19 protein-coding genes are annotated in these 26,290 nt (G+C 70.5%); 11 read left to right on the top strand and 8 right to left on the bottom strand.

Features of this window, described 5'->3' with window-relative positions; all coding sequences use genetic code 11:
- Positions 1 to 9: 9 nt before the first annotated feature.
- Positions 10 to 318 (bottom strand): DUF202 domain-containing protein, encoded by a 309-nt coding sequence (locus HH310_RS15975; protein ID WP_169176318.1) that lies wholly within the window; start codon positions 316 to 318, stop codon positions 10 to 12.
- Positions 315 to 686, bottom strand: a complete 372-nt coding sequence (locus HH310_RS15970; protein ID WP_169176317.1) for a DUF202 domain-containing protein — start codon at positions 684 to 686, stop codon at positions 315 to 317. Before HH310_RS15970 ends, HH310_RS15975 begins: the two co-directional genes overlap by 4 nt.
- A gap of 210 nt (positions 687 to 896) precedes the next feature.
- On the opposite strand from HH310_RS15970, the gene HH310_RS15965 reads away from it, so the two are divergent.
- The 9 genes from HH310_RS15965 to gatA all read left to right on the top strand — a co-directional run bounded on the left by HH310_RS15965 (position 897) and on the right by gatA (position 14,851).
- Positions 897 to 1,676, top strand: coding sequence for an electron transfer flavoprotein subunit beta/FixA family protein (locus HH310_RS15965; protein WP_169176316.1), 780 nt, complete (start codon positions 897 to 899; stop codon positions 1,674 to 1,676).
- A gap of 19 nt (positions 1,677 to 1,695) precedes the next feature.
- Positions 1,696 to 2,655 (top strand): electron transfer flavoprotein subunit alpha/FixB family protein, encoded by a 960-nt coding sequence (locus HH310_RS15960; protein WP_169176315.1) that lies wholly within the window; start codon positions 1,696 to 1,698, stop codon positions 2,653 to 2,655.
- A 139-nt stretch (positions 2,656 to 2,794) separates the two neighbouring features.
- Positions 2,795 to 3,970, top strand: coding sequence for a cysteine desulfurase family protein (locus HH310_RS15955; RefSeq protein WP_169176314.1), 1,176 nt, complete (start codon positions 2,795 to 2,797; stop codon positions 3,968 to 3,970).
- A 22-nt stretch (positions 3,971 to 3,992) separates the two neighbouring features.
- Positions 3,993 to 5,099, top strand: coding sequence for a tRNA 2-thiouridine(34) synthase MnmA (mnmA, locus tag HH310_RS15950; protein ID WP_169176313.1), 1,107 nt, complete (start codon positions 3,993 to 3,995; stop codon positions 5,097 to 5,099).
- Positions 5,092 to 6,093: a methionine synthase gene (locus HH310_RS15945; protein WP_312034108.1), complete on the top strand. Its 1,002-nt coding sequence runs from the start codon at positions 5,092 to 5,094 to the stop codon at positions 6,091 to 6,093. Before mnmA ends, HH310_RS15945 begins: the two co-directional genes overlap by 8 nt.
- Positions 6,094 to 6,137: 44 nt before the next feature.
- Positions 6,138 to 8,354 carry an NAD-dependent DNA ligase LigA gene (gene ligA / locus HH310_RS15940; protein WP_169176353.1) on the top strand — a complete coding sequence of 739 codons (2,217 nt, stop codon included), beginning with the start codon at positions 6,138 to 6,140 and terminating at the stop codon, positions 8,352 to 8,354.
- Positions 8,355 to 9,757: 1,403 nt separating this feature from the next.
- The gene (locus HH310_RS43850; protein WP_248294047.1) at positions 9,758 to 12,511 is read left to right on the top strand and encodes a bifunctional diguanylate cyclase/phosphodiesterase; all 2,754 of its coding nucleotides are present in this window, start codon (positions 9,758 to 9,760) and stop codon (positions 12,509 to 12,511) included.
- Positions 12,512 to 13,083: 572 nt separating this feature from the next.
- Positions 13,084 to 13,380: an Asp-tRNA(Asn)/Glu-tRNA(Gln) amidotransferase subunit GatC gene (gatC, locus tag HH310_RS15925; protein ID WP_169176312.1), complete on the top strand. Its 297-nt coding sequence runs from the start codon at positions 13,084 to 13,086 to the stop codon at positions 13,378 to 13,380.
- Positions 13,381 to 13,405: 25 nt separating this feature from the next.
- Positions 13,406 to 14,851, top strand: a complete 1,446-nt coding sequence (gene gatA / locus HH310_RS15920) for an Asp-tRNA(Asn)/Glu-tRNA(Gln) amidotransferase subunit GatA (protein ID WP_169176352.1) — start codon at positions 13,406 to 13,408, stop codon at positions 14,849 to 14,851.
- A 42-nt stretch (positions 14,852 to 14,893) separates the two neighbouring features.
- On the opposite strand, the gene HH310_RS15915 is transcribed toward gatA, so the two are convergent.
- A complete protein-coding gene (locus HH310_RS15915; protein WP_169176311.1) occupies positions 14,894 to 16,345 on the bottom strand; it encodes a M1 family metallopeptidase in 1,452 nt (483 codons plus the stop codon).
- A gap of 148 nt (positions 16,346 to 16,493) precedes the next feature.
- Between HH310_RS15915 and gatB the strand changes: the two genes are divergently transcribed.
- Complete coding sequence (gatB, locus tag HH310_RS15910) at positions 16,494 to 17,990, top strand: Asp-tRNA(Asn)/Glu-tRNA(Gln) amidotransferase subunit GatB (protein ID WP_169176310.1); 1,497 nt, start codon at positions 16,494 to 16,496, stop codon at positions 17,988 to 17,990.
- 146 nt (positions 17,991 to 18,136) lie between these two features.
- Here gatB and HH310_RS15905 read toward each other — a convergent pair whose 3' ends face one another.
- From HH310_RS15905 to HH310_RS15890, 4 genes are all read right to left on the bottom strand, one after another.
- Complete coding sequence (locus tag HH310_RS15905; RefSeq protein ID WP_169176309.1) at positions 18,137 to 19,117, bottom strand: hypothetical protein; 981 nt, start codon at positions 19,115 to 19,117, stop codon at positions 18,137 to 18,139.
- Between the two features lie 36 nt (positions 19,118 to 19,153).
- Complete coding sequence (locus HH310_RS15900; RefSeq protein WP_169176308.1) at positions 19,154 to 20,806, bottom strand: metallophosphoesterase; 1,653 nt, start codon at positions 20,804 to 20,806, stop codon at positions 19,154 to 19,156.
- 39 nt (positions 20,807 to 20,845) lie between these two features.
- On the bottom strand, positions 20,846 to 22,009 hold the full coding sequence (locus HH310_RS15895; RefSeq protein WP_312034107.1) for a PQQ-dependent sugar dehydrogenase: 1,164 nt from the start codon (positions 22,007 to 22,009) through the stop codon (positions 20,846 to 20,848).
- A 65-nt stretch (positions 22,010 to 22,074) separates the two neighbouring features.
- Positions 22,075 to 22,449, bottom strand: a complete 375-nt coding sequence (locus HH310_RS15890; protein ID WP_312034106.1) for a PH domain-containing protein — start codon at positions 22,447 to 22,449, stop codon at positions 22,075 to 22,077.
- 136 nt (positions 22,450 to 22,585) lie between these two features.
- Here HH310_RS15890 and HH310_RS15885 point away from each other — a divergent pair, with 136 nt between their 5' ends.
- Positions 22,586 to 25,213 carry an EAL domain-containing protein gene (locus HH310_RS15885; protein WP_312034105.1) on the top strand — a complete coding sequence of 876 codons (2,628 nt, stop codon included), beginning with the start codon at positions 22,586 to 22,588 and terminating at the stop codon, positions 25,211 to 25,213.
- Here the strand turns inward: HH310_RS15885 and HH310_RS15880 are convergent.
- Entirely contained in the window at positions 25,178 to 26,194 is a 1,017-nt protein-coding gene (locus HH310_RS15880) for a LacI family DNA-binding transcriptional regulator (protein ID WP_169176307.1), read from the bottom strand. The genes HH310_RS15885 and HH310_RS15880 overlap by 36 nt on opposite strands.
- Between the last annotated feature and the right edge of the window lie 96 nt (positions 26,195 to 26,290).

Raw genomic sequence — 26,290 nt, 5'->3', positions numbered from 1 at the left:
CGGCACCGCTCAAAGTATGACAACCAGCCCACCGAGAATGGCGAGCGTCACGATGATCAATGCGTACGCCGGAATCGTGCGCCGGCCGGGGTGCGGTGGCCGCGTCGCCAGGCCACGCTGCCGGTGAAAGCTGATGGCGAGCACGGCGGCCCAGCCGGCCATCGCGAGACCCGCGATCAGCCACGCCGTCGTGCCCGCCGAACGATGAAACACCGGCCGTACGAGGAGCAGGGCGACGATCGTGGCGGACAGGATGGTGCGCCGCCAGGCCAGCCCGGTGCGTTCGGCGGAGGCGCCGTGGTCGACGTTCTCGCTCATTCCAGCGCCCGGACGAGGACGAGAATGATCAGCAGGATCGCGCCGATGGCGACGACGATCGAGAGGATCGCCGGGAACTTCGAGCCGGGCAGGTCCTCGCCGAGGCGCATGGCTCGTTCGGTGCGGGCCCAGTGGTCGACCGCGCGCAGCGCGATGATCGCGCCGAGCAGTAACAGCGCGATCGCGATGATTTCGCGCAGGTGCAGGATCGGCAGGAACTGCGCGCTCGCGAGTCCGCCCGCGATCAGCGCCAGGGCGGTGCGGATCCAGGCCAGGAAGGTGCGTTCGTTGGCCAGCGAGAAGCGGTAGTCCGGGGTGCGGCCGACCGTGGGCTGTTTCTCCGGGTCGAACCATTGCCGCAGGTGCACATGGCGATTATGACCTGCGGATCTCCGCGCTGAGGTGGTGTCCGGTTCGAGCCGCGGTCGCGGTGGGGGAGTATGAGTGGCGGACGGGCGGCCCCGTCCGAATTTTGAGTGAGGTGTGTCACTTACCGCGGTCGCCACGACAAGCTACTGGCGGGTAACCTGACCGCAGTGATCCGGCCGCGTTGAATACAGGAGGGTCGTAGGAGCGCGATGAACATCGTCGTACTGGTGAAGCAGGTGCCCGACTCCGGTGCCGAGCGGACCTTGAGCGCGAGCGACAACACCGTCGAGCGCAGCTCGGCGAACAACGTCATCAACGAGATGGACGAGTACGCCATCGAGGAGGCGCTGAAGATCAAGGAGGCGCACGGCGGCGAGGTCACCGTGCTGACCATGGGTCCGGCCGGCGCCGCCGAGTCGATCCGTAAGGCCTTGTCGATGGGACCGGACAAAGCGGTGCACATCGAGGACGACGCGCTGCACGGCTCCTGCGCCGTCTCGACGTCGAAGGTGCTCGCCACCGCGCTGGGCACGCTCAACGCCGACCTGATCCTCTGCGGCTCGGAATCGACCGACGGCCGGGTCCAGGTCATGCCGCACATGCTGGCCGAGCGGCTGGGCATCGCGGCGCTGACCGGCGCGCGCAAGCTCACCGTGGAGGGCTCGCAGCTGACCGCCGAGCGGCAGACCGACGAGGGCTACGAGGTCGTCACCGCGGCCACGCCGGCCGTGGTGAGCGTCTGGGACACCATCAACGAGCCGCGGTACCCGTCGTTCAAGGGCATCATGGCGGCCAAGAAGAAGCCGGTGCAGTCGCTGTCGCTGGCCGATCTGGGCATCGCCGCCGACGAGGTGGGTGCGGCCGGTGCCACCAGCGCGGTGATCGAGTTCTCGGTCCGCCCGCCGCGCGGCGCGGGCACCAAGGTCACGGATGAGGGCAACGGCGGGGCAGACCTCGTGGCGTACCTGGCAACCGAGAAGTTCGTCTGAGCCGGAGAGGAAGAGACACATGGCTGAGGTATTGGTCGTCGTCGAGGCCTCGCAGGCTGCCGGCGTCAAGAAGGTCACGCTCGAGATGCTGACGATCGCCCGCACGCTGGGAACGCCGTCCGCGGTGGTGCTCGGCGGCGAGGGCGCGGCGGCGCAGTTCGCCGACAAGCTCGGTGAGTACGGCGCGGCGAAGATCTACGCGGGGGAGGGCGAGGACGTCGACGGCTACCTGGTCGCGCCCAAGGCCACCGTGATCGCCGAGCTGGTCAAGTCGGTCCAGCCCGCCGCGGTGCTGCTCGCGTCCACCCAGGAGGGCAAGGAGATCGCCGGTCGCCTGGCGGTCAAGCTGGACAACGGTCTGCTGACCGACGCCGTCGCGCTGGACGCCGACGGCACCGCGACCCAGGCCATCTTCGCGGGCGCCGGCATCGTGAAGTCGAAGGTCACACGCGGGCTGCCCATCGTGACAATTCGCCCCAATTCGACCACGCCGGAAGCGGCGCCGGCGACTCCGGCCGTCGAGCAGCTCACGGTCCAGGCGTCGGACAAGGACAAGCTGGCCAAGGTGGTCGAGCGGGTCGCCGAGAAGAAGGGCTCCCGTCCGGAGCTCACCGAGGCCGGGGTGGTCGTGTCCGGCGGCCGCGGCGTCGGCAACGCGGAGAACTTCTCGCTGGTCGAGGAGCTGGCCGACCTGCTCGGTGGTGCGGTCGGGGCGTCCCGGGCGGCCGTCGACAGCGGCTTCTACCCGCACCAGTTCCAGGTCGGACAGACCGGCAAGACGGTGTCGCCGCAGCTCTACGTCGCGCTCGGCATCTCCGGCGCGATCCAGCACCGGGCCGGCATGCAGACCTCGAAGACGATCGTCGCGGTCAACAAGGACCCGGAGGCCCCGATCTTCGAGCTCGCCGACTACGGCGTGGTGGGCGACCTGTTCAAGGTCGTCCCGCAGGCCGCCGACGAGATCCGCAAGCGCAAATAGCGAGGAGCGCGTTGCCGCGTTGATGAGTTTGGCTCTCGAACGCCGCCGGCGAAGCCGTCGTCGGGCGCGAGCCGAACTCATCGACTTTCAGCGGCGCACGCGCGATCGAGCGCGACTGGCACAGCATAAGCTATTTCTGATGGCTTACTTGGATCACGCAGCGACCACGCCTATGTTGCCCGAGGCGCTGGATGCTTACGTCGCTGCCGCACGCGAGGTCGGCAACCCGTCGTCCCTGCACGCGTCGGGCCGTCATGCCCGGCGGGTGGTCGAGGAGGCGCGCGAACGGGTCGCCGCCGCCCTCGGCTGCCGCCCCTCCGAGGTGGTCTTCACCGGCGGCGGCACCGAAAGCGACAATCTCGCCGTCAAGGGCATTTTCTGGGCACGAAAGTCAACTTCCCTTTCCCGTACGGGTGTGGTGGTGTCCGCCGTGGAACATCACGCCGTGCTGGAGGCCGCGGACTGGCTCGGCAAGCACGAGGGTGCCCAGGTGACGACCCTGCCGGTGAACGCCGCCGGCAAGGTCGATCCGGCGCGGCTCGGTGCGGTGCTCGAGGCGTACGGGGAAGAAATCGGTGTGGTCAGTGTGCAGTGGGCCAACAACGAGGTCGGCACGGTTCAGCCGATCGCCGAGCTGGCGGCGCTGGCCAACCGGTACGGCGTCCCGTTCCACACCGACGCGGTGCAGGCGGCCGGGCAGGTGCCGGTCGACTTCGCGGCGAGCGGCGTCGCGGCGCTGACGGTGACCGGCCACAAGCTGGGCGGCCCGATCGGCGTCGGTGCGCTGCTGCTCGGCCGGGACGTCGCGGCCACCCCGCTGCTGCACGGCGGCGGCCACGAGCGCGACGTGCGCTCCGGCACGGTGGACACCCCCGGCGTGGCGGCCTTCGCGGTGGCGGTCGAGATCACCATCAAGACCCAGCAGGAGTACGCGGCCCGGGTCGCCGCCCTGCGCGACGATCTGGTCAAGCGCGTGCTGTCGGTGGTGCCCGACGCCCTCTACAACGGAGATCCGGTGGACCGGCTTCCGGGCAACGCGCACTTCAGTTTCCCCGGTTGCGAGGGCGACGCGCTGCTGATGCTGCTGGACGCCAACGGGGTCGGCAGCTCCACCGGCTCGGCCTGCTCGGCGGGCATCGCGCAGCCCAGCCACGTGCTGCTCGCGATGGGTGCTGACGACGACCGCGCCCGGTCGTCGCTGCGGTTCACGCTGGGTCACACCTCGACCGCCGCGGACGTGGACGCGCTGATCGACGCGCTGCCGGCCGCGGTGGAGCGATCCCGGCGGGCGACCGCCTGGAAAACCCCGCGCTGAGGCGCCGGATAGTCTGGTGCGCATGCGAGTTCTTGCGGCCATGTCCGGCGGGGTCGATTCCGCCGTCGCCGCGGCGCGTGCCCACGAGGCCGGCCACGACGTGACCGGCGTGCATCTGGCACTGGCGCGTAACCCTCAGACCTTCCGGACCGGCGCGCGCGGCTGCTGCACGCTGGAGGATTCCCGCGACGCTCGACGGGCGGCCGATGTGATCGGCATCCCGTTCTACGTCTGGGACATGGCGGACCAATTCCACGACAGCGTGGTCGACGACTTCGTGGCGGAGTACGCGGCGGGCCGTACGCCCAATCCCTGCCTGCGCTGCAACGAGAAGATCAAGTTCACGGCGGTGCTCGACCGGGCGGTCGCGCTCGGCTTCGACGCGGTGGTCACCGGCCATCACGCGCGGCTCGGCGCGGACGGCCGGCTGCGCCGCAGCGTCGACAACGGCAAGGACCAGTCGTACGTGCTGGCGGTGCTCACCCGCGCGCAGCTGGACCGGGCGGTCTTTCCGCTCGGCGACTCGACGAAGGCCCAGGTGCGCGAGGAAGCCGCCGTGCGCGGGCTGGCGGTGGCCGACAAGCCCGATTCGCACGACATCTGCTTCATCGCGGACGGTGACACCAAGGGCTTCCTGGCCAAGCGACTCGGCGCGACGCCGGGCGACGTGGTGGACGCGCGCACCGGCGAGCGGGTCGGCACCCATGAGGGCGCTTACGCGTACACGGTGGGCCAGCGCAAGGGTCTCGACCTGCGGGTCCCGGCGGCCGACGGCCGTCCGCGCTACGTCCTGTCGATCACGCCGAAGACCAACACGGTGACCGTCGGCCCCCGCGAGGACCTGCTGGTCGACGAGGTGACCGCGAGCAAGGCGATCTGGCACGGCGCGGCCACCCCGATCGAGTGCGACGTGCAGCTGCGGGCGCACGGCGAGGTGGTGCCGGCCGTGGTGACCGTCGAGGGCGGCACGCTGCGGGCCCGGCTGCTCACCCCGGCGCGCGGTGTCGCCGCCGGTCAGGCCATCGTGGCGTACCAGCGTGACGCCGCCGGCGGGGATGCGGTGCTCGGGTCGGCGACGATCACCGCGGCCGCGCGCACCTCTGTCGCGCCGGAGGCGGCTCGTGCCTGACTTCGCGTGGCCGGCCGGGTCGGCCACCGGGGTCGGGTCGATGCCCGGCACAGACGTCGCCGAGGCGCAACGCACGATCTTCGGGGAGCTGCCCGATCTGCCGCATCTGGCCGAGTTGCCGGAGCGTGGGCCGGGCGCCGACATGATCGGCCGCTCCGCCGGGTTCCTGGTCGACCTGCCGGTGCAGGTCTACGCGGGGCGGTGGCAGGTCGCGCCGCGCCCGGGGACGGACCTGCGGCGTACGGCCGATCTGCTGGAACGCGACCTGGACCAGCTCACCGAGCAGGGCGACGGCTTCGCCGGGCTGGTAAAGCTGCAGTCCGCCGGGCCGTGGACGCTGGCGGCGAGCATCGACCTGCCGATCGGCGGGCGGCTGCTGCGCGACCAGGGCGCGGTGCGGGATCTGACCGACTCGCTGGCCGAGGGGCTGCGCCGGCACGTCGACGAGGTGCGCAAGAGGTTGCCGCGCGCGTCGCTGCTGCTCCAGCTCGACGAGCCGTCGCTGCCGGCGGTGCTGGCCGGGCACGTGCCGACCGAGAGCGGCCTGGGGGTTTATCGCGCGGTCGAGGCGGCGGACGCGGCGACCGCGCTGCGTACGGTCGTCTCCGCCGTGGGCGTTCCGGTGGTCGTGCACAGCTGCGCGCCGTCGGTTCCGTTGCAGGTCATCCGGGATTCGCAGGCGGCGGCCGTGTCGCTGGACATGTCGCTGATCGAGGACCTGGATCCGCTCGGTGAGACGATCGAGGCGGGCCTCGGGATCTTCGCCGGGGTGGTGCCGACGCGTCCGGTTCCGGGGCGTACGCCGGATGCGAAGGCCATTGCCGAGAAGATGACGACGTTGTGGCGTCAGCGGCTCGGGTTCTCTGCCGAGCAACTCGCCCGGCAGGTCGTGCTGACGCCGGCGTGCGGGTTGGCGGGTGCCCCACCGGCGTACGTCCGTGCCGTTCTTACCGCCCTTCGTGAGGCTGGTCTGCGGTTGTCCGAGGCGCGCTGAAAATGTCGTAGGTGGCGGCTACCGTCCTCCTTAAGAACGTGCAGATGGAGGTCGCGGTGTCGAAGAAGCAGTCCGAGCCCGGCGTGGCCGATCAGCTCGCCGAGGGTCCCACGCCCGAGCAGATCGCCGCGGCCGGCGCCGACCCGACGCCCGAGGCCAGCACACGCCACGCCGAGCTCGCCGACGAGGTGCGCAACCATCAGTACCGCTATTACGTGCTGGACGCGCCGATCGTCACCGATGCCGAGTTCGACACGTTGCTGCGCGAGCTGGAGGCGCTGGAGGCGAAATATCCGGCGCTGCGCACCCCCGACTCGCCCACGCAGAACGTCGGCGGCACGTTCTCGTCGCAGTTCGCCGAGGTGGTGCACGCCGAGCGGATGCTCTCGCTCGACAACGTGTTCAACGCCGACCAGCTCGACGCCTGGGCCGAGCGCACGGTGCGGGACGCGGGCGGCCCGGTCGAGTTCATCTGCGAGCTCAAGGTCGACGGCCTGGCGATCAACCTGACGTACGAGAACGGCCGGCTCGTCCGCGGCGCGACCCGGGGCGACGGGCGCACCGGTGAGGACGTGACGCCCAACGTGCGCACGATCCGGGAAATCCCGGAACGCTTGGACGACGACAACCCGCCCGAGCTGCTCGAGGTGCGCGGCGAGGTCTATCTGCCGTCCGCGGCGTTCGCCGACCTCAACGCGTCGCTGGTCGAGCAGGGCAAGACACCGTATGCGAATCCCCGCAACTCGGCCGCCGGCAGCCTGCGCCAGAAGGATCCGCGGATCACCGCGACCCGCGGCCTGCGCATGGTGGTGCACGGCATCGGCGCGCGGAAGGGGTTCGACCAGACGTCACAGTCCCACGCGTACGAGGCCCTGAAGTCCTGGGGTCTGCCGACGAGCAGCCGGTGGAAGGTCGTCGACGGGATGGACGGCGTCCGCGACTACATCGACTATTACGGCAAGCACCGCCACGACGTCGAGCACGAGATCGACGGCGTGGTGGTCAAGGTCGACTCGCTCGCGATCCAGGGCCGGCTCGGTTCCACGAGCCGGGCGCCGCGCTGGGCGATCGCGTTCAAGTACCCGCCCGAGGAGGTCAACACCAAGCTGCTCGGCATCGAGGTCAACGTCGGCCGCACCGGGCGGGTGACCCCGTTCGCGGTGCTCGAGCCGGTGAAGGTGGCCGGGTCCACGGTCGGGCTGGCCACGCTGCACAACGCGCGCGAGGTCGAGCGCAAGGGTGTGTGGATCGGCGACACGATCGTGCTGCGCAAGGCCGGCGACGTGATCCCCGAGGTGCTCGGCCCGGTGATCGAGCTGCGGCCGGCCGACGCGCGACCGTTCGAGATGCCGACCCATTGCCCCTCGTGCGACACCCCGCTCGCCCCCGCCAAGGAAAGCGACATCGACATCCGCTGCCCGAACCACCAGTTCTGTCCCGCGCAGCGCCGCGAGCGACTGAGCTACGTGGGCAGTCGCAACGTCTTCGACATCGAGGTGCTCGGCGAGAAGGCGGCCCGCGGCCTGCTCGAGTCCGAGGTCATCTTCGACGAGGGCGACTTCTTCTCGCTGACCGCCGACGACCTGCTGCGGGTGCCGTTCTTCGTCAATCAGGACGGCGGCCTCGGCAGCAACGCGGCGAAGATGCTGGAGAGCATGGCCGCGGCCAAGGAGCGCCCGTTGGCCCGGGTGCTGGTCGGCCTGTCCATCCGGCACGTCGGCCCGACGGCGGCGCAGGCGCTGGCCCGCGAGTTCGGCTCGATGGAGGCGATCGAGGAGATAGTCGAGCGCACGTCCCAGCTCCCGCCGCCTCCGGAGGAGAAGAAGCAGAAGGCGGCCGACCCGCTCTCCGCCGTCGAGGGCGTCGGCCCGATCATCGCCGAGAGCCTGCGCGAGTGGTTCGCCGTCGACTGGCACCGCGAGATCGTCCGCAAGTGGCGCGCCGCCGGCGTCCGCATGGCCGACGAACAGGTCGACGCGGGCCCACGCACGCTGGAGGGCGTCACGGTCGTGGTCACCGGCACGCTGTCGAGCTACTCCCGCGACCAGGCCTCCGAGGCCATCATGCTGCGCGGCGGCAAGGTGAGCGGCTCGGTCTCGAAGAAGACGGGCTTCGTGGTGGTCGGCGACAACCCGGGCAGCAAGTACGACAAGGCCCTGACGTTAAAGGTCCCGGTCCTGAACGAGGAGGCCTTCACCGTCCTGCTGGCCGACGGCCCCGAGGCGGCCCGCGCGGTGGCCGAGGTCACCCCGGACGAGTAGCCGCCCGCCCCGCTCAGTGCCGGCGTCGAGGCCCGCTCAGCGCCCTGCGGCGATCCGTTGCGGCTGCGCCGGCCGGGCGCTTTGCCATCTCGGCGCGGCCAGTCGCAATGTGGACGGTCCCCGACCTCGGAGATCCGCACCACACGCCTCGCTCCTGTGGGTTCTCCACCGTGAGAGCCGCCGCCAGCATTCCTGCACCGATTCGTGTCGTGTGGCATAGCGCGCCTGGTCTCGTGCGTGGTTCTCCAGCGCGGTCGCTGCCGCCAGCCATCGTGCGCCTCTTTGTGGTGTGGCCGCAGGGCTTGGTCCCCCGCGGTTCTCCGCCGTGGCGGCTACGGTCGATCATCCTGCGCCGACCCGGGTGGCGTAGCCGCGCACGCCACCCCTGCCGGTTCCTCACGGTGTTGGCTACCGCGTGCCGCGCTGCATGTTCTCGATATATCCGATATTTCCGGATAGAGGGTGACCCGCCGCAGTACGCGCGGTTGCAGACCGCGGGCTCACTTATGGTCAAGCGCCACTATGTCGTCCTTGACCACATTAGAATCCCTCGATTCCGGGTTGCTTGGCCGGAGTTTCGAGACCTTGGAGAGTTATGGCTTGTATATGGGCGTAACTCTCCAAGGTCTCCGAATCAGCGAGAAAACCGTGGTCACAAAGCTGTTTAACGGACGAATCTACCGTCCTGTTCGGACTGTCGTCCACGATGTGGACAGATTCGTTCGGATAGCGAGACAGTCGCCACACGTGAGCAGGGCAAGCGTCACCGACCGTCGCGTCGCATGCTGGAAAGAGGCTCTTTGTCGGGCATAGCCGGACATCGCAGCAGGGGCAGGCAGCGGGCACGACCGGCACGACGGGTATCGCCGGCACGACTGGCATGACGGCCGGGGCGGGCGTTGCGGGCGCGACGGGCATCGCGGGCGCGACGCGCAATGCGGGCTTGGCGGGTGTTGCGGGCATTGCGGGCGCGACGGGCATTGCGGGCGCGACGGGTGTTGCGCGCATGGCGGGTGTTGCGGACGCGACGGGTGTTGCGGGCGCGACGGGCAACAAGCGAGACGGGCGCGACGAGGGCGACGTGGAATCCGGGTGCCGATGCTGAAGGGGCGGGATGCTCATCCATTCCCGCTCGTTAAGAGTGTTTACCGCTGAGCTGGGGTGTGGGGACATGTGCCCGAGCTGGCTAATTGGGGTCGCCTTGCGGCTCTTGGAGTCTTGTCTCGTCGCGTGGCGGTGGCGGGTTGGGCTGCTTGCGGTGTCACCCATGAGGGGTAATTTTCGTAGATTGAGCGTTTGGAGGCTTATGCCGATTTGATAACGCCGAAGCCGTTTCGCGGCGAAAGGGGCATGCGGATCTATCGTGAAGACGATCGGATGATCGACGCCATCGTGGAGGTCGCATGGACGCCGCACGCCCGCGACACTCCGCCGTCGGCGATCGTCGATCCGACCGCGGGCGCGAGTGGGAGCCGAGCGATGACGGCGGGCTCTCCGGTGAAGCGCGGGGCGCGGGCGACCGGGTCGGTGAGCCGGTGGTGGAACGCGGCTGGAGCAGCCGCGCGAAGGACCAGGGCTGGGCGTACGAGTCGGCTTGGGGCGGGGAAGTCGGGGGCGAACCGCGGTTCGGCAACGCGGGCTGGCGAGATCGGGGGCCGGGCGACGTGGGCTGGCGGGATCTCGGCGCTGGTGGTGCGGGCCGGCGGGATCTCGACGCTGGCGACGAGGGCTGGCGAGGTGTCGGGGCCGGTGGCGAGGGCTGGCGGGGTCTCGGGGCCGGTGGTGCGGGCTCGCGGGGTGTCGGGGCCGGTGGCGCGGGGTGGCGAGATCTCGGGACCGGTGGTGCGGGGTGGCGGGATCTCGGGGCTGGCGGTGCGGGATGGCGGGATCTGGGGCCGGGCGGTATGGGGTGGCGGGGACTGCGGGATCGTGGCGTGGGGTTCGGTGCGGAGAGCGGGAAGCGGCGGCTGAGTGGGGGTCGGCGGCGGGGGCTTGTCGTGGTCGCGGCCGTTGCGGGGCTTGTTGACTTAGGGCTCTGGGCCTTGGACCGCGACGGGTTTGGGGGGCTGCCCGCGGCGTACTGGCTCATGGGGGTTCTTGCCGTTGTGGTGGATGCGCGGCCCTATGTGGTGGCCAATCGGCGGGCTAGTTCTGTGGTGCTGCCGTCTATCTGCTTTACGTTTGCGATTGATCTGGCGTGGGGGTTCGGGGCGGCGCTGGCGGTGCAGACGCTGGCGGTGACCGTGGCGGGGATGCGGCTTCGGCAGCCGGTGCGGCGGGTGGTTCACCTGGCGGTGCAGCATGCGGTGGCGCTCGCGGCGGCCGCGGGGGTGGCCGGGATCTTCTCGTTGCACATCGGGGCCAAGCCGGGCTGGGACGACGCGCTGCTGACCGTTGCGGCGGCGAGTGCGTGGATTCTTGCCCGGTACGGGCTGGCCGCGGTGGTGGCGCGGCTGCTCTCCCCGCCGGCTCGGCGTAAGCGGCGGCGTGGGGTGGAGGTTCTGGCTACGGCGGCGTTGCTGTTGCTCGGGCCCGTCGTGCTGGCCACCGCGCAGGTCGGGCTCGCGTTTGTGCCGCTGGTGCTGCTCGCGCTGCACGCGGTGCACCGGATGGTTCGGTCGTCGGGGGAGTCGGAGCGGGCCGAGCGGGTTGATGCCCTCACCGGGCTGCCCAACCGGCGGGCGCTCGCGGCCTCTCTGCAGGAGCGCGGGCAGCTCGCGCTGCTGCTGCTTGATCTCGACCGGTTCCGGACGATCAACGACGCCCTCGGCCACACCGTCGGCGACCGGCTGCTGGTCGAGGTGGCGCGCCGGCTCGCCGACGTCGTGCCCGCTCACGACCTGGTGGTACGCCTCGGCGGCGACGAATTCGCGGTGCTCGCCACGCGGGTCGACGGTGCGCCGGGGGCGCGTCGTCTCGCGCACCACTTGGTCGAGGCGCTCAATCGGCCGTTCGCGCTGGACGGCGTCCCGATCGACATGACCGCCTCGATCGGCATCGCACTGCGCGACTGCGGACACGATGACCGCTACGACGACAACGACGACGATGATTGCGACCACGGCCGCCTGGTCGATGACCGCCAGGACGATGACCGCCAAGTTGGCGATCGCAAGAACCAAGGCCGCGGAAGCGACGGGCGCGCAAACGGCGGGCGCGGAAGCGGCGGCCGCAGAGACGGCGAGCGCAGAGACGGCGAGCGCAGAGACGGCGGCCGCCGGGACGGCGGCTGGCGCAGGGGAGAGCGGGACGACGAGGCGATGCTGCGTGAAGCCGAGGCGGCCATGTATGACGCGAAGCAGCGCGGGGACCAGATCGCCGTCTACGGGCCGGACGCCGCGCACCACTCCCCGGACCGGCTCGCACTGCTCGGTGACCTGCGCCGCGCCCTCCGCGAGGGGGCGCCCGATGACGGGATCATGCTGTTTTATCAGCCGCAGATCGCCATCGCTACCGGTGAGGTGGTCGGTGTGGAGGCGCTGCTGCGGTGGCAGCATCCGGAGCGGGGGATGATCGGGCCGGAGGAGCTGATCCGGGTCGCCGAGCCCACCCCGGCCATGCGGCTGCTCACCGAGCGGGTGCTGCACGACGTGACGGTGCAGGTGGCGCGGTGGCGCGATGCGGGACGCCGCCTGCGCGCGTCGGTCAATGTCAGCGTGCGCGATCTGCACTCCGGTGACATCGCCGAGCGGATTGACGAGCTGTTGCGCTCGTACGCCGTCCCGGCCGACCTGCTGCAGCTGGAGATCACCGAGAGCGCGCTGATGGCTGATCCGCACCGGGTGCTGAAGACGATCACGCGGCTGGATCGGATGGGGATCGCGATCTCGCTGGACGACTTCGGCACCGGGTATTCGTCGCTGCAGCATCTGCGCCGGCTGCCGCTGTCCGAGGTGAAAATCGATCGTTCGTTCGTTTTGGGTATGGCCAGTGACCGGGGGGACGCCGCGATCGTGCGTTCGGTGATCGACCTGGCCGAGGCGCTGGGGCTGCGCGCGGTCGCCGAAGGAGTCGAGGACGAGCGCACGTGGCGTCTGCTGGCCGCGGCCGGCTGCCACGCGGCGCAGGGGTGGTTCCACGCCCGCCCGATGCCAGCCGCCGATCTCGACGATTGGCTCGCCCGGTACCGACCGTTACGCCCCGTCGGAATGTCTTAAAAGCCGTTTTGATGCCTATAAATCGGGCGCAGCGGGAATGCGGGTGGATGGAGGTGCGCTCTCTCGAACGGGGCGGCATGTGGGCTCTCTCGAACGGGGCGGCACGTGCGCTCGGGCCGGACGGTGCGGTGCGTGCTCAGGCGGTGCGGTGCGTGCTCAGGCGGTGCGGTGCGTGCTCAGGCGGTGCGGTGCGTGCTCAGGCGGTGCGGTGCGTGCTCAGGCGGTGCGGTGCGTGCTCAGGCGGTGCGGTGCGTGCTCAGGCCGTGCGGTGCGTGCTCAGGCCGTGCGGTGCGTGCTCAGGCGGTGCGGTGCGTGCTGCGACGGGACGGGAGGCGCGGGTTTTCGGGCCTTGGGCGCAACCACGCACGCACGTCGCCGTGGTGGGCCGAGTGGTTTGGGCGCGCCAGCGGCCAGCTCGGGGCGCCGCGGCCCTCGACGGGAGTTGCGGTCTGTACCACGCACCCCGCTGCGACATCGGCTTTTGAAGTTTGATCTTGCGGGGTCCCGGAAGCCGGCCGGGAACGCGCGAAATAGACTCGCCAGGTCAGCGACGCGCCTTTGAAAGTAGGAGCATGACTATTTCGCGGGAAGAGGTCGCGCATCTCGCGCGCCTGTCGCGGCTCGCCGTGACCGAGCAGGAACTGGATCGGTTCGCCGGGCAGCTCGACGTGATCCTTCAGGCGGTCGCCCGGGTCGGCGAGGTGGCGGCCGATGACATTCCGCCGACGTCGCATGCCGTGCCGCTGACAAATGTTTACCGCGACGACGTTCCGACGCCGTGCCTGACGCAGGAGGAGGCGCTCTCCGGGGCGCCCGACGCGTTCGAGGGACGTTTCCGGGTGCCGCGCATCCTGGACGAGGAGGACTGAGGCTGTGACGGACGACCTGACGCGGATGTCGGCGGCGGAGCTCGCCGGCAAGATCAAGAGCCGCGAGGTGTCGGCGGTCGAGGTGACCACCGCGCATCTCGACCGGATCGCCGCGGTGGACGAGCGGGTGCACGCGTTTCTGCACGTCGACCGCGATGGCGCCCTCCAGGCGGCGGAGCGGGTGGATCGCGGCGAGGTGACCGGTCCGCTGGCCGGGGTGCCGGTCGCGATCAAGGACGTGATCACCACCAAGGGTGTGCCGACGACGGCCGGCTCGAAGATTCTCGAGGGCTGGAAGCCGCCGTACGACGCGACGATCGTGGAACGGCTGCGCGACGCCGGCACCGTGATGATCGGCAAGACCAACATGGACGAGTTCGCGATGGGCTCCTCCACCGAATATTCGGCGTACGGCGCGACGAAGAACCCGTGGGACCTGGAGCGCATCCCGGGCGGCTCGGGCGGTGGCAGCGCGGCGGCCGTCGCGGCTTATGAGGCCCCGCTCGCGATCGGCACCGACACCGGCGGCTCGATCCGGCAGCCGGGCGCGGTGACCGGCACCGTGGGCGCAAAACCGACTTATGGCGGCACATCGCGATATGGCCTGATCGCCTTCTCGTCGTCGCTCGACACGCCGGGCCCGGTCACCCGCACGGTCGAGGACGCGGCCCTGCTGCACTCGGTGATCGCCGGGCACGACGTGCGCGACTCCACCTCGATCCCGCAGCCGGTGCCGGACGTGGTGGGCGCCGCCCGCCTCGGTGCCTCCGGTGACCTGACCGGGGTCAAGCTGGGCCTGGTGAAGGAGTTCGCCGGCGACGGGTCCGAGCCGGGCGTGCTGGCCGCCTTCCGCGACTCGCTGGACAAACTGGTCAAGCTGGGCGCCGAGGTGGTCGAGGTGTCCTGCCCGCACTTCGAGTACGCGCTGCCCGCCTACTACCTGATCGCCCCCAGCGAGGCGTCGTCCAACCTGGCCCGTTTCGACGGCGTCCGCTACGGGCTGCGCGTCGGCGACGACGGCAACCGGTCGCTCGAGGAGGTCATGTCGCTGACCCGTGAGGCCGGCTTCGGTCCCGAGGTCAAGCGCCGGATCATCCTCGGCACGTACGCCTTGTCGAGTGGCTACTACGACGCGTACTACGGGCAGGCGCAGAAGGTGCGCACGCTGATCACGCGCGACTTCCAGTCCGCGTTCGAGCGGGTTGACGTGCTGGTCTCGCCGACCACCCCGTTCGTGGCGTTCCCGTTCGGGTCGCGCACCTCCGACCCGTACCAGATGTACCTGGCCGACCTGTTCACGATCCCGACCAACCTGTACGGCGGGCCGGGCATCTCGGTGCCGTGCGGGCTGGCCGACGGCCTCCCGGTCGGCTTCCAGGTGATGGCGCCGACCATGGCCGACGACCGGATGTACCGGGTGGCCGCGGCGCTCGAGTCCGTGGTGGGGACCCTCACGCCGCCCGCACTCTGATCCGGTGAGTAAGGGGCCGGCACTCGTCGCCGGCCCCTTAGCTCATTTCGGCGTGCTCGCCGAGTCGAGCCAGGTGTTGATCAGCTTGGCGAAGTCCTTTCCGGTCTGCTTGTTCACGAACGCGATGAACGACTTCCGGTCCTGCTGAGTCCCCTTCTGCGTCTGCACCCACGCCTTGGCCAGGGCGAAGAACTTGGCGTCGCCGAGCGCGTCGTTCAGCTCCTTGAGCATGGCGGCGGGGCACACGTAGACGTTGCTCTCGGCGAAGTTCGCGGCCTTCGGATGGCCGGGCGGGCCGAGCTTCTTGCGCAGCTCGGCGTCGGACTTACGCAGGAAGTCCTCGAGCGTCTTGTCGTCGAATTTGTAGACCTGCTGCTCCCAGAGGAACTGCGTGTAGTCGGCCCAGCCCTCGTTGAGCCACAGGTCGGTCCAGGTCGTCGGGGTCACCGCGTCGCCGAACCACTGATGCGCGTACTCGTGGAGAAGATCCTCCTCGAATCCGGCGGCGTCGAACTTCTTGAGTTTGCCGCCGATCGTGATCATTTGCTGCGTCTCCATGCCGGATTCCGAGTCGACGACCACGATGCCGCCGGTCGGGAACGGGTACGGCCCGAACTTCTTCTCCAGGAAGGTCAGGAATGTCGGCGATTTCTTCAGCGACGGCACCAATTTGTCGTCGGTGCCCGGGCGATACCAGTAAGTCAGTGGAATACCGTGCGGACCCTTGGCGGTGATCTTCTTGTATTTGCCGACGGCGAGCGTCTGCAGATACGCCGCCATCGGTTCCTTGCTCTGATAGGTGAAGGTGTTGCCCTGCTGGCCGACCGGAGTGCCGGCGGCGATCCCGGACCAGCCGTCCGGCACCGTGACCGCGACGTCGTATAACGCCTTGTCCGAGGGCTGGTCGTTCGCCGGATACCACGTGTAGGCGCCCCACGGCTCCTGCATCGTCCAGAGGCCGCCCTCTTTCGTGATGGTCAGGCCGAGCGGCTCGGCGTCGCCGCGGTGCGTGGGGAACGGCGAGGTGGCCGGCTTTCCGTGGTACGCGACGGCAAGCGTGACCGGTTTGTCCTTCGTGACCGGAACCGGCACGATCAGCTTCTCCGCTGTGACCTTCGCGTCAGCGGCCGGTTCGTCGTCGACCGTGACCTTGTCCAGCGCGTAGGGCTTGAAATCGAGATTTATCTGCGACGCGTCGGCCGTCGGGCGGATCTGCAGCGTGGCCAGGCCGGTCAGCGTCTTGCTGGACGGCGCCCAGGACAGCTTCAGGTCGTAGTGCAGGACGTCGAGCGCGGGGTTGCCGTGCTTCGGGTAAAGAGCGTCGGCGACCGGCTCGGACGTACCCTTTGTCCAGGCCGAAAAGTCGATCGCGGGCGTCGCCGGCGCGGTCGATGGCGCCGCCGACGCGGTGGAGCTGGTGGCCGTCTTGTCGGTACAGCCGGCCACGAGAACCGCCACGGCCAGAGCCGCGGCGATGAGGGGTGTGCGGTGCATGGCGGGCACGGTACCTAATTGATCTTGCGCCGCGCCGCCCCCTGTGGATAACCGGGGCGGGCCTGTGGGTACCGAAAATTCTGTCGGCGCCGCCCACTAATCTGGAAGTCGTTTAGCCACCCGTCGTCCGTCTCTGGGAGCTCATCGCATGACCACCACCGCGCTGCCCTCGTACGAGGATGCGATCGCCCGCTTCGAGCCGGTCATCGGCCTGGAGACGCACGTCGAGCTCGGCACGAGGACGAAGATGTTCTGCGGCTGCCGCACCGAGTTCGGTGCCGAGCCGAACACACAGGTCTGTCCGGTCTGTCTCGGTCTGCCCGGGGCGATCCCGGTTGCCAACCGGGCGGCCATCGAGGCGACCATCCGGATCGGCCTCGCGCTGAACTGCGACATCGCCTCCTGGTGCCGGATGGCCCGGAAGAACTACTTCTACCCGGACATGCCGAAGAACTTCCAGACCTCGCAGTACGACGAGCCGCTCTGCACCGACGGCTACGTCGACGTCGAGCTCGACGGCACGACCTACCGCATCGGCATCGAGCGGGTGCACCTGGAGGAGGACACCGGCAAGTCGCTGCACGTCGGCGGCGCGACCGGCCGCATCCAGGGCGCCACCGAGTCGTTGGTCGACTACAACCGCGCCGGCATCCCGCTGGTCGAGATCGTCACCAAGCCGGTCCCCGGCCTCGGCGCGCTGGCCCCCGAGATCGCCCGGGCGTACGTGACCGAGCTCCGCGACATCGTCCGCTCGCTCGGCGTCTCGGACGTGCGCATGGAGCAGGGTTCGCTGCGCTGCGACGTGAACACGTCACTCAACCTGCCCGGCGCCGAGTGGGGCACCCGCACCGAGACGAAGAACGTGAACTCGCTGCGCTCGGTCGAGCGCGCGGTCCGCTCCGAGATCATCCGGCAGTCGTCGGTGCTCGACGAGGGCGGCCGCATCATCCAGGAGACCCGCCACTTCCACGAGGACCGCGGCAACACCAGCCCCGGCCGCTCGAAGGAGGAGGCGACCGACTACCGCTACTTCCCCGAGCCCGACCTGGTGCCGATCGCGCCCGACCCGGCGTGGGTCGAGGAGCTGCGGGCCGCCCTGCCGGAGCGGCCGAGCAGCAAGCGTGCCCGGCTCGCCGAGGCGTGGGGCATCAGCGCGACCGACATGCAGTCGGTGGCCAACGCCGGCGCCCTCGAGCTCATCGAGGAGACGATCGCCGCGGGCGCGTCCCCGGCGGGCGCCCGCAAGTGGTGGATGGGTGAGCTGGCCCGCCGCGCCAACGAGCTGGCGGTCGACCTGTCCGAGGTCGGCGCCACGCCGGCGCAGGTGGCCGCGCTGCAGAAGCTGGTCGACGACGGCAAGCTCAACGACAAGCTGGCCCGCCAGGTCCTCGAGGGCGTGGTGGCCGGCGAGGGCGATCCGGCCGAGGTCATGACGGCCCGCGGCCTGGAGGTCGTCTCCGACACGGGCGCCCTGACGGCGGCGGTGGACGAGGCGATCGCGGCCAACCCGGACGTCGCCGCGAAGATCCGCGACGGCAAGGTGGCGGCGGCGGGTGCGCTGGTCGGCGCGGTCATGAAGACCACGCGAGGCCAGGCCGACGCCAAGACCGTCCGTGAGCTGATCCTGGAGCGCCTCGGCGTTTGATCCATCCGGTACGGGATTTTCGAAAAGTCCCGAGGAGGACGGCCGGCCCGGGTGGGCCGGCCGCTCCCCGGCGACGTTCCGGGCCGGCCCGCCGGTCGGGCAGGCCGGCCTGAGCCGCCGGTCCGGCCAGGAAACGCCGGTTACGCCTAGAGCGTAACCGCGCGCAGCTCCCCGGATGCCTCCGCCGGATACAAGGCCCAGCGACGCGCACCCCGCGTGCGAGCCAGGAAGGCCGGCACCCGCTTGTCGGTGACCGACTGATACTGCAGGTCGCCCGCCGAGGTCTCCAGGAAGCTGTGATATTTGGCGGCCTCCGGCGGGGTGAAGCCCTCCGCGGGCGGGTCGGCGAAGACCGTGACGACCGCGCCCGACGGGATATCCGCACGCACCGCACCCACCTCACCGGACTTCCCGACCAGGTGCCAGCGATGGGCCAGCGGCCCGGTGGCCTCCAGCAGCGGCAGGTCGGCACCGGTGCTCGCGGCCAGTTCGGACACCTCGGCCCAGAAACCGTCGTCGGCGGCCCGCAAGTCCGACGGGACCGCCGCGGCCAGCGGAGCCGCCGTGACAGCGGCGAACTTCGGCACATTGGTACGGCGAAGCAGGACACCGGCCTCGACCACCGCCGCCCGGACCTGGGTGCGGATCTGCCAGACGCCCAGCAGCAGAAGCGAGATGCCGACCGCGCGGACGGCCTCCTGCACCGCGTCGAACGTAATTTTCGACGTCACGCTCCCGTCTTGCCCGGCGCCGTTCAGCCGCAGCAGAAAGGCCACGCCAATCGCCAGGTAGCAGGCCACCACCGCCCAGTGGGTGATCGCCTTTCCGTCGACGTCACCGATCCTGGCGAGCATCGCGCGGGTGCGCCGGCGCCAGAACACCCAGCCGCCGGTGTAGGCGATCACCGCGAACAAGGACAGTCCGTTGATGAGATCGATGTGCTCCACGATCCAGGCGACGAACGGTGTCATACCGGACGCCCCGCTCGACCGGACGAAAGCCAGAATCGCCAGGTCGCTGAGCGAGAGAACGATGGCGACCAGGGCGGCGACGGCGATCGCCGCCAGAACGACGGCGGTCTGCAGCTCCCAGGAGCGCGGCGGCCGCGCCACCGGCATGTCTGTCATGTAGTTGTCCCCGTGTGAGAAGTTCGCCGCGGAACCTTAACGGGTCGGGGGGCTCACCGAGGTCGATGGGGTCGGCGCCGGGTCCGGGGTCGCGCCGATGACGTTGCGCTGCATCTCCACGTTGGACTCGCCGGTGCCGCCCAGCTGGATGTCGTCGTACGCCTTGAGCTGGTGCTTCTCGTCGAAGTAGAGGACCGACAAGCTCAGCGGGGTGGGCTCCTCACCCTCCAGGCCACGCAGGCCGGCGCCGCCCGTGGAACCCTCGACCATCAGCCTGGTCTGCATCGGCGGCGGCTGCCCGGCACCGTTCCCGGCGGCCGACGGCGGCGCGGACGGCGCGATCGACGGCGACGCCGACGGGTCCGGGGTGGGTGGCACCGGGGCCGGCAGGATGCTCACCTCGCGGTGGTGCAGATGGCCGGCCAGCACCAGCGGCACCACGCCGGACAACGGCTGCGCCATCGCCGGGTCGTGCACCATCGCGATGTCGACCGGCTTCGGTGACTTGCCGATCGTGTCGGCGAGCTGCTGGCCGGCGTCGTTCAGCGGCGACACCACGGGCTGCCCGTCGGCCTGCGGCGGCGGCACGGTCTCGCTCTTGTCCGGGGTGAACTCGGGGTCGCCGATGCCGGCGATGGTCAGGCCGTCCACCGTCGTGACCTTGTTGTCCAGCACGATCGCGTTCTTCTCCCGGGCGACCGCCGCCTGGATGGCCGACGAGTCGTGGTTGCCGCGCACGAAGACGTACGGCACCGGGATGCTCGAGATCGAGCCGGGGTAGCCGGTCTCCGGGCTGCTGCCCCAGTCGACCAGGTCGCCCGTGTCGACGACCGCGTCCACGTCGAAGGTCTGCACCACGGTCCGGATCAGGCCCCACGCCGCCGGGTTCAGGTGCAGGTCGGAGACGTGCAGGATGCGGGTCGTGTTGCCGGCCGGCTCGTAGACGGGCAGCGTCGACACCGTCGTGTAGAGCCGGCTCACGTTGCTGACGATCTGTTGCAGCTGATCGGCGTAACGGCCGTAGTTGTCCGCGATCCGGCGCGCGTCACCGACCACGGCCGGGGCGTTGACCAGCAGACCTTCGTAGCGTGGTTCGGCGATCGAGTTGGGCCGCAGGGTGCCGGCCGCGAGCCCCAGGCTCCCGGCGGTGACCACCAGCGCGGTGACCCCGGCCGCGGCGACCCGGCGCACGTTGCGGAAGATCGCGGCGGCCAGCAGCATCGCGCTCAGCACCGCGATGCCCAGCGTGCGCACGCCGAGCCGCATGACGCCGTCGCGGACGTCCTCGACCGCGTTCTGCCCGGCCGAGCTGATCGCCGCGGGGTCGTCGATCAGCGCCTCGGTGCGGTTCTGGTCCAGCGACCCCAGATCGACCTTGAGGTGGATCGGGCCGTCGTGGCTGTTCAGGTGCAGCGAGCCGAGGGGCGGAATGTCCACCTCGGTGCCGCCCTGCACGGACGGGCTGATGGACATCTCGGCGCGGAACGGACCCACGTCCAGACCGGCGTGCGCGAACAGCATCGTCCCGATGATCACGCCGCCGACCGCGACGACGGCAACGGTGAGCGCGACGCGCAGCCGTTTGGTCCAGCGGTTGCGGTATGCCCGGCCGGTCGCCGAAGCGAACCGGCCGGCGGAGAGTCGTATGGCGGAGAGTCGGCGGCGCAGCGTCGCCGTGTACTCGGTCATCGCTGGTTCCCCTGCCCCAACCTGCGGTTCGTCAAACCGTCACGTTATCCCGGCGCCGCCGGCGGAGATGACCAGGCGGATGATCCGATCGTCGTCGGGGCCGGGGTCGGCGCCCTCCTCCTGGTTCGACGTGGAGATCCAGAAGGAACCGTCGGGCGCGGCCACCGCGGCGCGGAGCCGGCCGTACTCGCCGGTCAGGACGGCCTGCGGGGAGCCCAGCGTGGCGGCCGAGTCGGTGAGGCTGATCAGGTAGAGCCTTTTTCCGGTCAGGCACGCCGTGCCCAGCGTCTGCTGCAGCACGGCCACCCCGGCGCACGACGACTCGGCGGCCGGCCAGGAGAACAGCGGGCCGGTCAGCTTCGGGTCGGTGGTGTCGCCCTCGACCTTGGGCCAGCCCAGGTTCTGACCCTTGGCCACCCGGTTCAGCTCGTCGGTCTTCTTCTGGCCGCTGTCGGTCGCGTACAGCCGCTTGCCCGAGTCGAACGCCAGGCCGGCCACGTTGTGCTGCCCCGACGCCCAGACCAGCGAGGTCGCGGTCGGGTTGCCGGGTGCGGGCTTACCCGCGGTGGTCATCCGCAGGATCTTGCCGGCCATGCTCTTCGGGTTCTGCGCCAGCGAGCCGGTGCTCGTGCCGTCGCCGGTACCGGCGTACAGGAAGCCGTCGGGACCGAAGGCCAACGCCCCGCCGTTCGCCGTCGCCGAGCGTGGGATGCCCGTGACGATCGGCTGGACCTTGCCCTTGAGCTGCAGTTTCGCGATGCGGTTGTCCTTGGCCGTCGAGTAGTAGATGAAGATCGTCTTGTCCGACGCGTACTTGGGGGAGACCGCGATGCCGAGCAGGCCACCGTCGCCGGACGCCTGCACCTCGGCGAGCCGCTGCACCTCGGTGACCTTGAGACCGCTGTCGTCCTGCTCGGGGCCGACCTGCAGGATGCGGCCGGTGTCGCGCTCGGTGACCAGGGCGGCGCCGTCCGGCAGGAACGCGATGGCGGTCGGCACCTCGAGGTTCTTGGCGAGCACGGTGATCGCCACCTCCTGCGAGCCACCGTTCGGATCCTCCCCGGACGGGAGCGCGGCCGACGGTTTCGGCAGGTTGGGCGGCGCGCCCTGCTGATCGGGATCGGGCGGACCGAAACTGCACGCGGCGAGCGTGAGCACGGCGGCCAGCGACACGACCGCGGCCCGGGCCCGGCGGGAACGCACGATGGCGACCTCCTCGACTTTGACGCACCCCAGGGTAGCGGCGGCACCTGGGAAGCCCGGGGTGATCAGTCGGGGCGGTTGATCTCCTGTTTGCTCACGGCCAGCACCCTGGACAAATTGTCCCGATCGATGGCGGTAAGCCGGATGACGTTGCCGTTGTCGAGAAGCGCGGAAACGTGACCGCGCGTGTCCGGGGCGAGCTCGGTGATCCGGTCCCAGGGCACCCGGGTGCTGCCGAACAATGCCTTGACGCGCAGCTCATCCGCATACACATCGGTGCCCGCGCGCCACGCCCAGAGGAAGACGAGAGCCGGGATGAGCAGGATCGGGGCCAGCTGCCACATCGTCCCGGCGAGCGGGAGCGCACTCACGAACGCGATCACGGCGGCGACCATGAGCGCGCCGGTCTTGCGGACGCGGAGAAGGGGCTTCGACCTCACCGAGTCATCTTCGCACCCTCGATATCCGGGGCATTTGGCGGTCCCGCCGGGTCCACACCCGACGAATTGGCCGTAACCTATTCGAGGGACGATCGTTGATCCCCGACAGCGAGCCCCCTCGAGAAGGATCGTCGACGTGGCAGTGCCGCCCCCCGCACGCGCCCGGCATATCGACCGGGCCGTCGGCGTGGGCGTGTCCGCCGCCGCGATCATCGTGCTGGTGGCCGGCGCCGCCGGAGTCGTCTCCGGTTCGGCCGCGCTGGCGATCGGTGCCGGTGCCGCCGCGCTGTGGGCCGGGGGCTATCTGATCCACGCCGCGCTCGACATCCACCACGCCGACCAGAGTTTCGTGGCCTGTCGCGGCGCCGGGTTCGTCGGCCTGGCCGCGCTCACCGCCGGGCTGTCCGCGGTGCTCCCGTTCTGGGCGCCGCCACACCCCGGTCTCTGGGCCACGCTCCTGTTCGGCCTGGCCGTGGCGTTCTACGCGATCGGCACGATGCTGCTGCCCGGCATGGCCACCGGCTGGGTCACCCGCTCCCGCCGCGCCTTCGACGGCGCCGGCCTGGGCGTGAGCCTGGCGTTCGCGGGTTACCTGGCGACCCCGATGCGCGACCAGCACACAACCCTGCCGATCATCGCGCTCGGCGCCGCCGGCATCGCGACCGCCACCGTCACCGTGCTGCGCGGCCGGCCGCTGCGCTGGGCCGCGGTCCGATGCGGTGTCGGCGCGACCGCCGTGATGATCGGGCTGGGCGCGCTCGCGTTCGGCGTCGACGGCGTCGCGGTCCCGTTGGCCGGCATCCCGATCGTGCTGGGCCTGGCCGCCACCGCGGACGGCGGTTCCCGGCGCGGGCTGCCGAGACCCCCGCTCGAGCCGCGGTACCCCGATCAATACCTGGCCAGCTACCCGCTGCTCGCCATTCCGGCCGCGGTCGGCGTGGTCGCGGCCGTCTGGCATCTGGTCACCGGTGGCGCGTGGGACACCACCGCGATCCTGCTGGGCATCACGATGGTCGCCGTGCTGGCCATGCGGGAGCTGCTGGTGGTGCACGACATCCGGCGGTACGCGGGTCAGCTGCAGACCGCCGAGGCGCACTTCCGCTCGCTGGTCGCCGGCGCCACCGACCTCACCCTGGTGCTGGACGAGCGACTGCGGATCAAGTGGCAGTCCGCGCCGCTCTTCGGGCTCTCCGACGCCGAGGTGGTGGGCCGCCGGTTCCGCGACCTGATCCACCCGGACGACGTCACCGAGGCCCAGGCGGTGATCGACTCGGTGCTGGCCGGCGAGCACGCGGACGCGCCGCCCGCGCTGGTGACCGCCCGGATGCGCGACGGCGGCCACCTCTGGCGTGACACCGAGTCGACCATCGCGGACCAGCGCCGGGTGCCCGAGGTGGCGGCGCTGGTCGTGCACGTCCGCGACGTGGGCGAGCGCATCCACCTGGAACGCACGCTGCACAAGATGTCCTATTCCGATCAGCTCACCGGCCTCGCGAACCGGCGGGCGCTGATGCGTGACCTGCTCGCCTTCCGGCGCCGGCCGGGTCAGCAGGGCACGCTGATCGTCATCGACCTGCACGGGCTCGCCGAGATCAACGACAGCCGCGGCCGGGAGACCGGGGACGCGGCGCTGGCCGAGGTCGCGCGGCGGATCCGCAGCCTGATCGGCGGCGACGACATCGCGGCCCGGCTCGGCGGCGACGAGTTCGCGGTGCTCACCACCGACGGCGCGGTGCTGGCGTACGCGCTGGCCACTCGCATCGCGACGGTGGTGGCCGAGCCGCAGCCGCTGCCCGGCGCGGTGGTCGAGCTGCACACCAGCATCGGCCTGGCCGAACTGGCCGGCGGCGGCGACTCGGACGAGGTGCTGCGGCACGCCGACCTGGCCCGGCGGCGTGCCCGGCAACTCGGGCTGGACCGGGTCGAATGGTACGACCCGGACGTCGAGATGGCGCTCAACCGCCGGATGGACCTGGAGAAGCAACTGCTCGGCGCCATCGAGCGCGGCGAGCTCGACCTGGTGTTCCAGCCGGTGGTGAGCCTGCGCGACGAGCAGCCCGCCGGGGTCGAGGCGCTGCTGCGCTGGCGGCACCCGGAATTCGGCACGATCCTGCCGAACGAGATCCTGCCGATCGCCCGCGCGGTCGGCATCGCGCCGGAGATCGACGAGTGGGTGCTCGACGCCGCGTGCCGGCACCTGACGACGTGGGCGACGAAGGACAGCGGCTTCTGGCTCTCCGTCAACGTGGCGCCGCGCGAGCTGCTCACCGCCCGCTTCCCGGACCGGGTCGCGACCACCCTGCAGCGTTACGGGCTGGAACCGGAGCGCCTGGTCGTCGAGGTGGCCGAGACGTGGGTGGCCGAGGACGTGCCGGCCATCGTGGCCTCGCTGGCGAACCTGCGCAAGCTGGGCGTGCGCGCGGCACTGGACGACTTCGGCTCGGGTCAGGCGTCGCTGTCGCACCTGCGGCGGCTGCCGGTCGACATGCTGAAGCTGCACTCGTCGCTGGCGAACAAGGCGTCCGAGGCGAACACCGGCGGCGGTCCCGCGGTGATCGACGTGGTGGTCAGCCTGGGCCGGCGGCTCGGTCTGGAGATCGTGGCGAAGGGCCTGGAGACCGAGGAGCAGATCGAGCGGGTGGCGCGGGCCGGATGCGTCTACGGCCAGGGCTTCATCGTGGGCCGCCCGGCGCCGGCCGAGCGCATGGAGGCCTATCTGGACAGCCACTCAACGGGGCGGGGCGGTACTCCCCCGGGGAGTTAGGTGCACCGCGCCGGCCTCGACGTTGCCCAGTTGCTCGCCGTCGATCGCGGCCAGCAGCTCGCGCGCGGCCATCGCGCCGTACGCCGGGATGTCGCGGGTGAGCGCGGTCAGCGGCGGATGCACCAGGCTGCACAACGGCGAGTCGTCCCAGGCCACGATGGACAGATCGCCGGGCACCGACAGGCCCATCTCCTGCGCGACGGCGAGACCCGCCACCGCCATCACGTCGTTGTCGTAGATGATCGCGGTCGGCCGCGTCGGCGTCGCATCGCTGAGCAGCCGCCGCGTCGCCCGCGCGCCCTCCTCGCCGGTGTAGTCCGAGGTGACGGTCTCCGTTTCGACGTCGAGTTTCAAACCAACTTCTTCCAACGCCTTCGTACGCGCTTGCGTGTGCAACAGGTCCGGAAGCCCGGCGACCCGGGCGATCCGGCGGTGCCCGAGAGCGACCAGATAGCGCACCGCCTCGGTGATCGCCCCCGCGTCATCGGACCAGATCTGCGCGATAGTGCCGGTGTCGCCCGGGCCGCCGATCACCACGGCCGGCAGTTGCAGCTGCTGGAGCACCGGAATGCGGACGTCCTGCTCGCGGAGGTCGGTGACGATCACCCCGTCGATGCGGCGCTCACCCCACCAGCGGCGGTACACCGCGACCTCGAGCTCCGGGGTGGCGACGACCTGGAGGGTGAGGGCGTACGACCGGGCGGCGAGCTCGGCCTCGAACCCGCTGATCAGACCCATGAACCAGGGTTCGATGCCGAGGATGCGGGCGGGCCGGCACAGGGTCAGACCGACCGCGCGGGCGCTGGCCCCGGAGAGCGCCCGGGCCGCGCTGTTCGCGTTGAAGCCGATCTCCTGCGCGATGGCGATGATGCGTTGCCGGGTCGCCTCGGAAACGCCGGGCTGACCGTTGAGCGCGTAGGACACCGCACCCTTGGACACGCCCGCGCGCCGGGCGATGTCGGCGATCGTGGGCCGCTTCACTCGGTCTCCTGTCGTTCGCGTCGAGCTTACCGGCGGGTGAATCCGCCGAGGAACCAACAAGAGATCATGAATGCCCCCGTGTTTCATCGACCATAG

The sequence above is a fragment of the Actinoplanes sp. TBRC 11911 genome, assembly GCF_012933445.1.
Lineage (GTDB): Bacteria > Actinomycetota > Actinomycetes > Mycobacteriales > Micromonosporaceae > Actinoplanes.
Note: the sequence above shows the minus strand (reverse complement) of the source record. Positions and strands in the feature narration are given on the sequence as shown.

Bases quoted from the DNA above. Each gene is read 5' to 3' on its own strand.
- HH310_RS15975 (WP_169176318.1), bottom strand. From the start codon at position 318: ATGAGCGAGAACGTCGACCACGGCGCCTCCGCCGAACGCACCGGGCTG.
- HH310_RS15965 (WP_169176316.1), top strand. From the start codon at position 897: ATGAACATCGTCGTACTGGTGAAGCAGGTGCCCGACTCCGGTGCCGAG.
- HH310_RS15960 (WP_169176315.1), top strand. From the start codon at position 1,696: ATGGCTGAGGTATTGGTCGTCGTCGAGGCCTCGCAGGCTGCCGGCGTC.
- HH310_RS15955 (WP_169176314.1), top strand. From the start codon at position 2,795: ATGGCTTACTTGGATCACGCAGCGACCACGCCTATGTTGCCCGAGGCG.
- mnmA (WP_169176313.1), top strand. From the start codon at position 3,993: ATGCGAGTTCTTGCGGCCATGTCCGGCGGGGTCGATTCCGCCGTCGCC.
- ligA (WP_169176353.1), top strand. From the start codon at position 6,138: ATGGAGGTCGCGGTGTCGAAGAAGCAGTCCGAGCCCGGCGTGGCCGAT.
- HH310_RS43850 (WP_248294047.1), top strand. From the start codon at position 9,758: ATGGACGCCGCACGCCCGCGACACTCCGCCGTCGGCGATCGTCGATCC.
- gatC (WP_169176312.1), top strand. From the start codon at position 13,084: ATGACTATTTCGCGGGAAGAGGTCGCGCATCTCGCGCGCCTGTCGCGG.
- gatA (WP_169176352.1), top strand. From the start codon at position 13,406: ATGTCGGCGGCGGAGCTCGCCGGCAAGATCAAGAGCCGCGAGGTGTCG.
- HH310_RS15915 (WP_169176311.1), bottom strand. From the start codon at position 16,345: ATGCACCGCACACCCCTCATCGCCGCGGCTCTGGCCGTGGCGGTTCTC.
- gatB (WP_169176310.1), top strand. From the start codon at position 16,494: ATGACCACCACCGCGCTGCCCTCGTACGAGGATGCGATCGCCCGCTTC.
- HH310_RS15905 (WP_169176309.1), bottom strand. From the start codon at position 19,117: ATGACAGACATGCCGGTGGCGCGGCCGCCGCGCTCCTGGGAGCTGCAG.
- HH310_RS15900 (WP_169176308.1), bottom strand. From the start codon at position 20,806: ATGACCGAGTACACGGCGACGCTGCGCCGCCGACTCTCCGCCATACGA.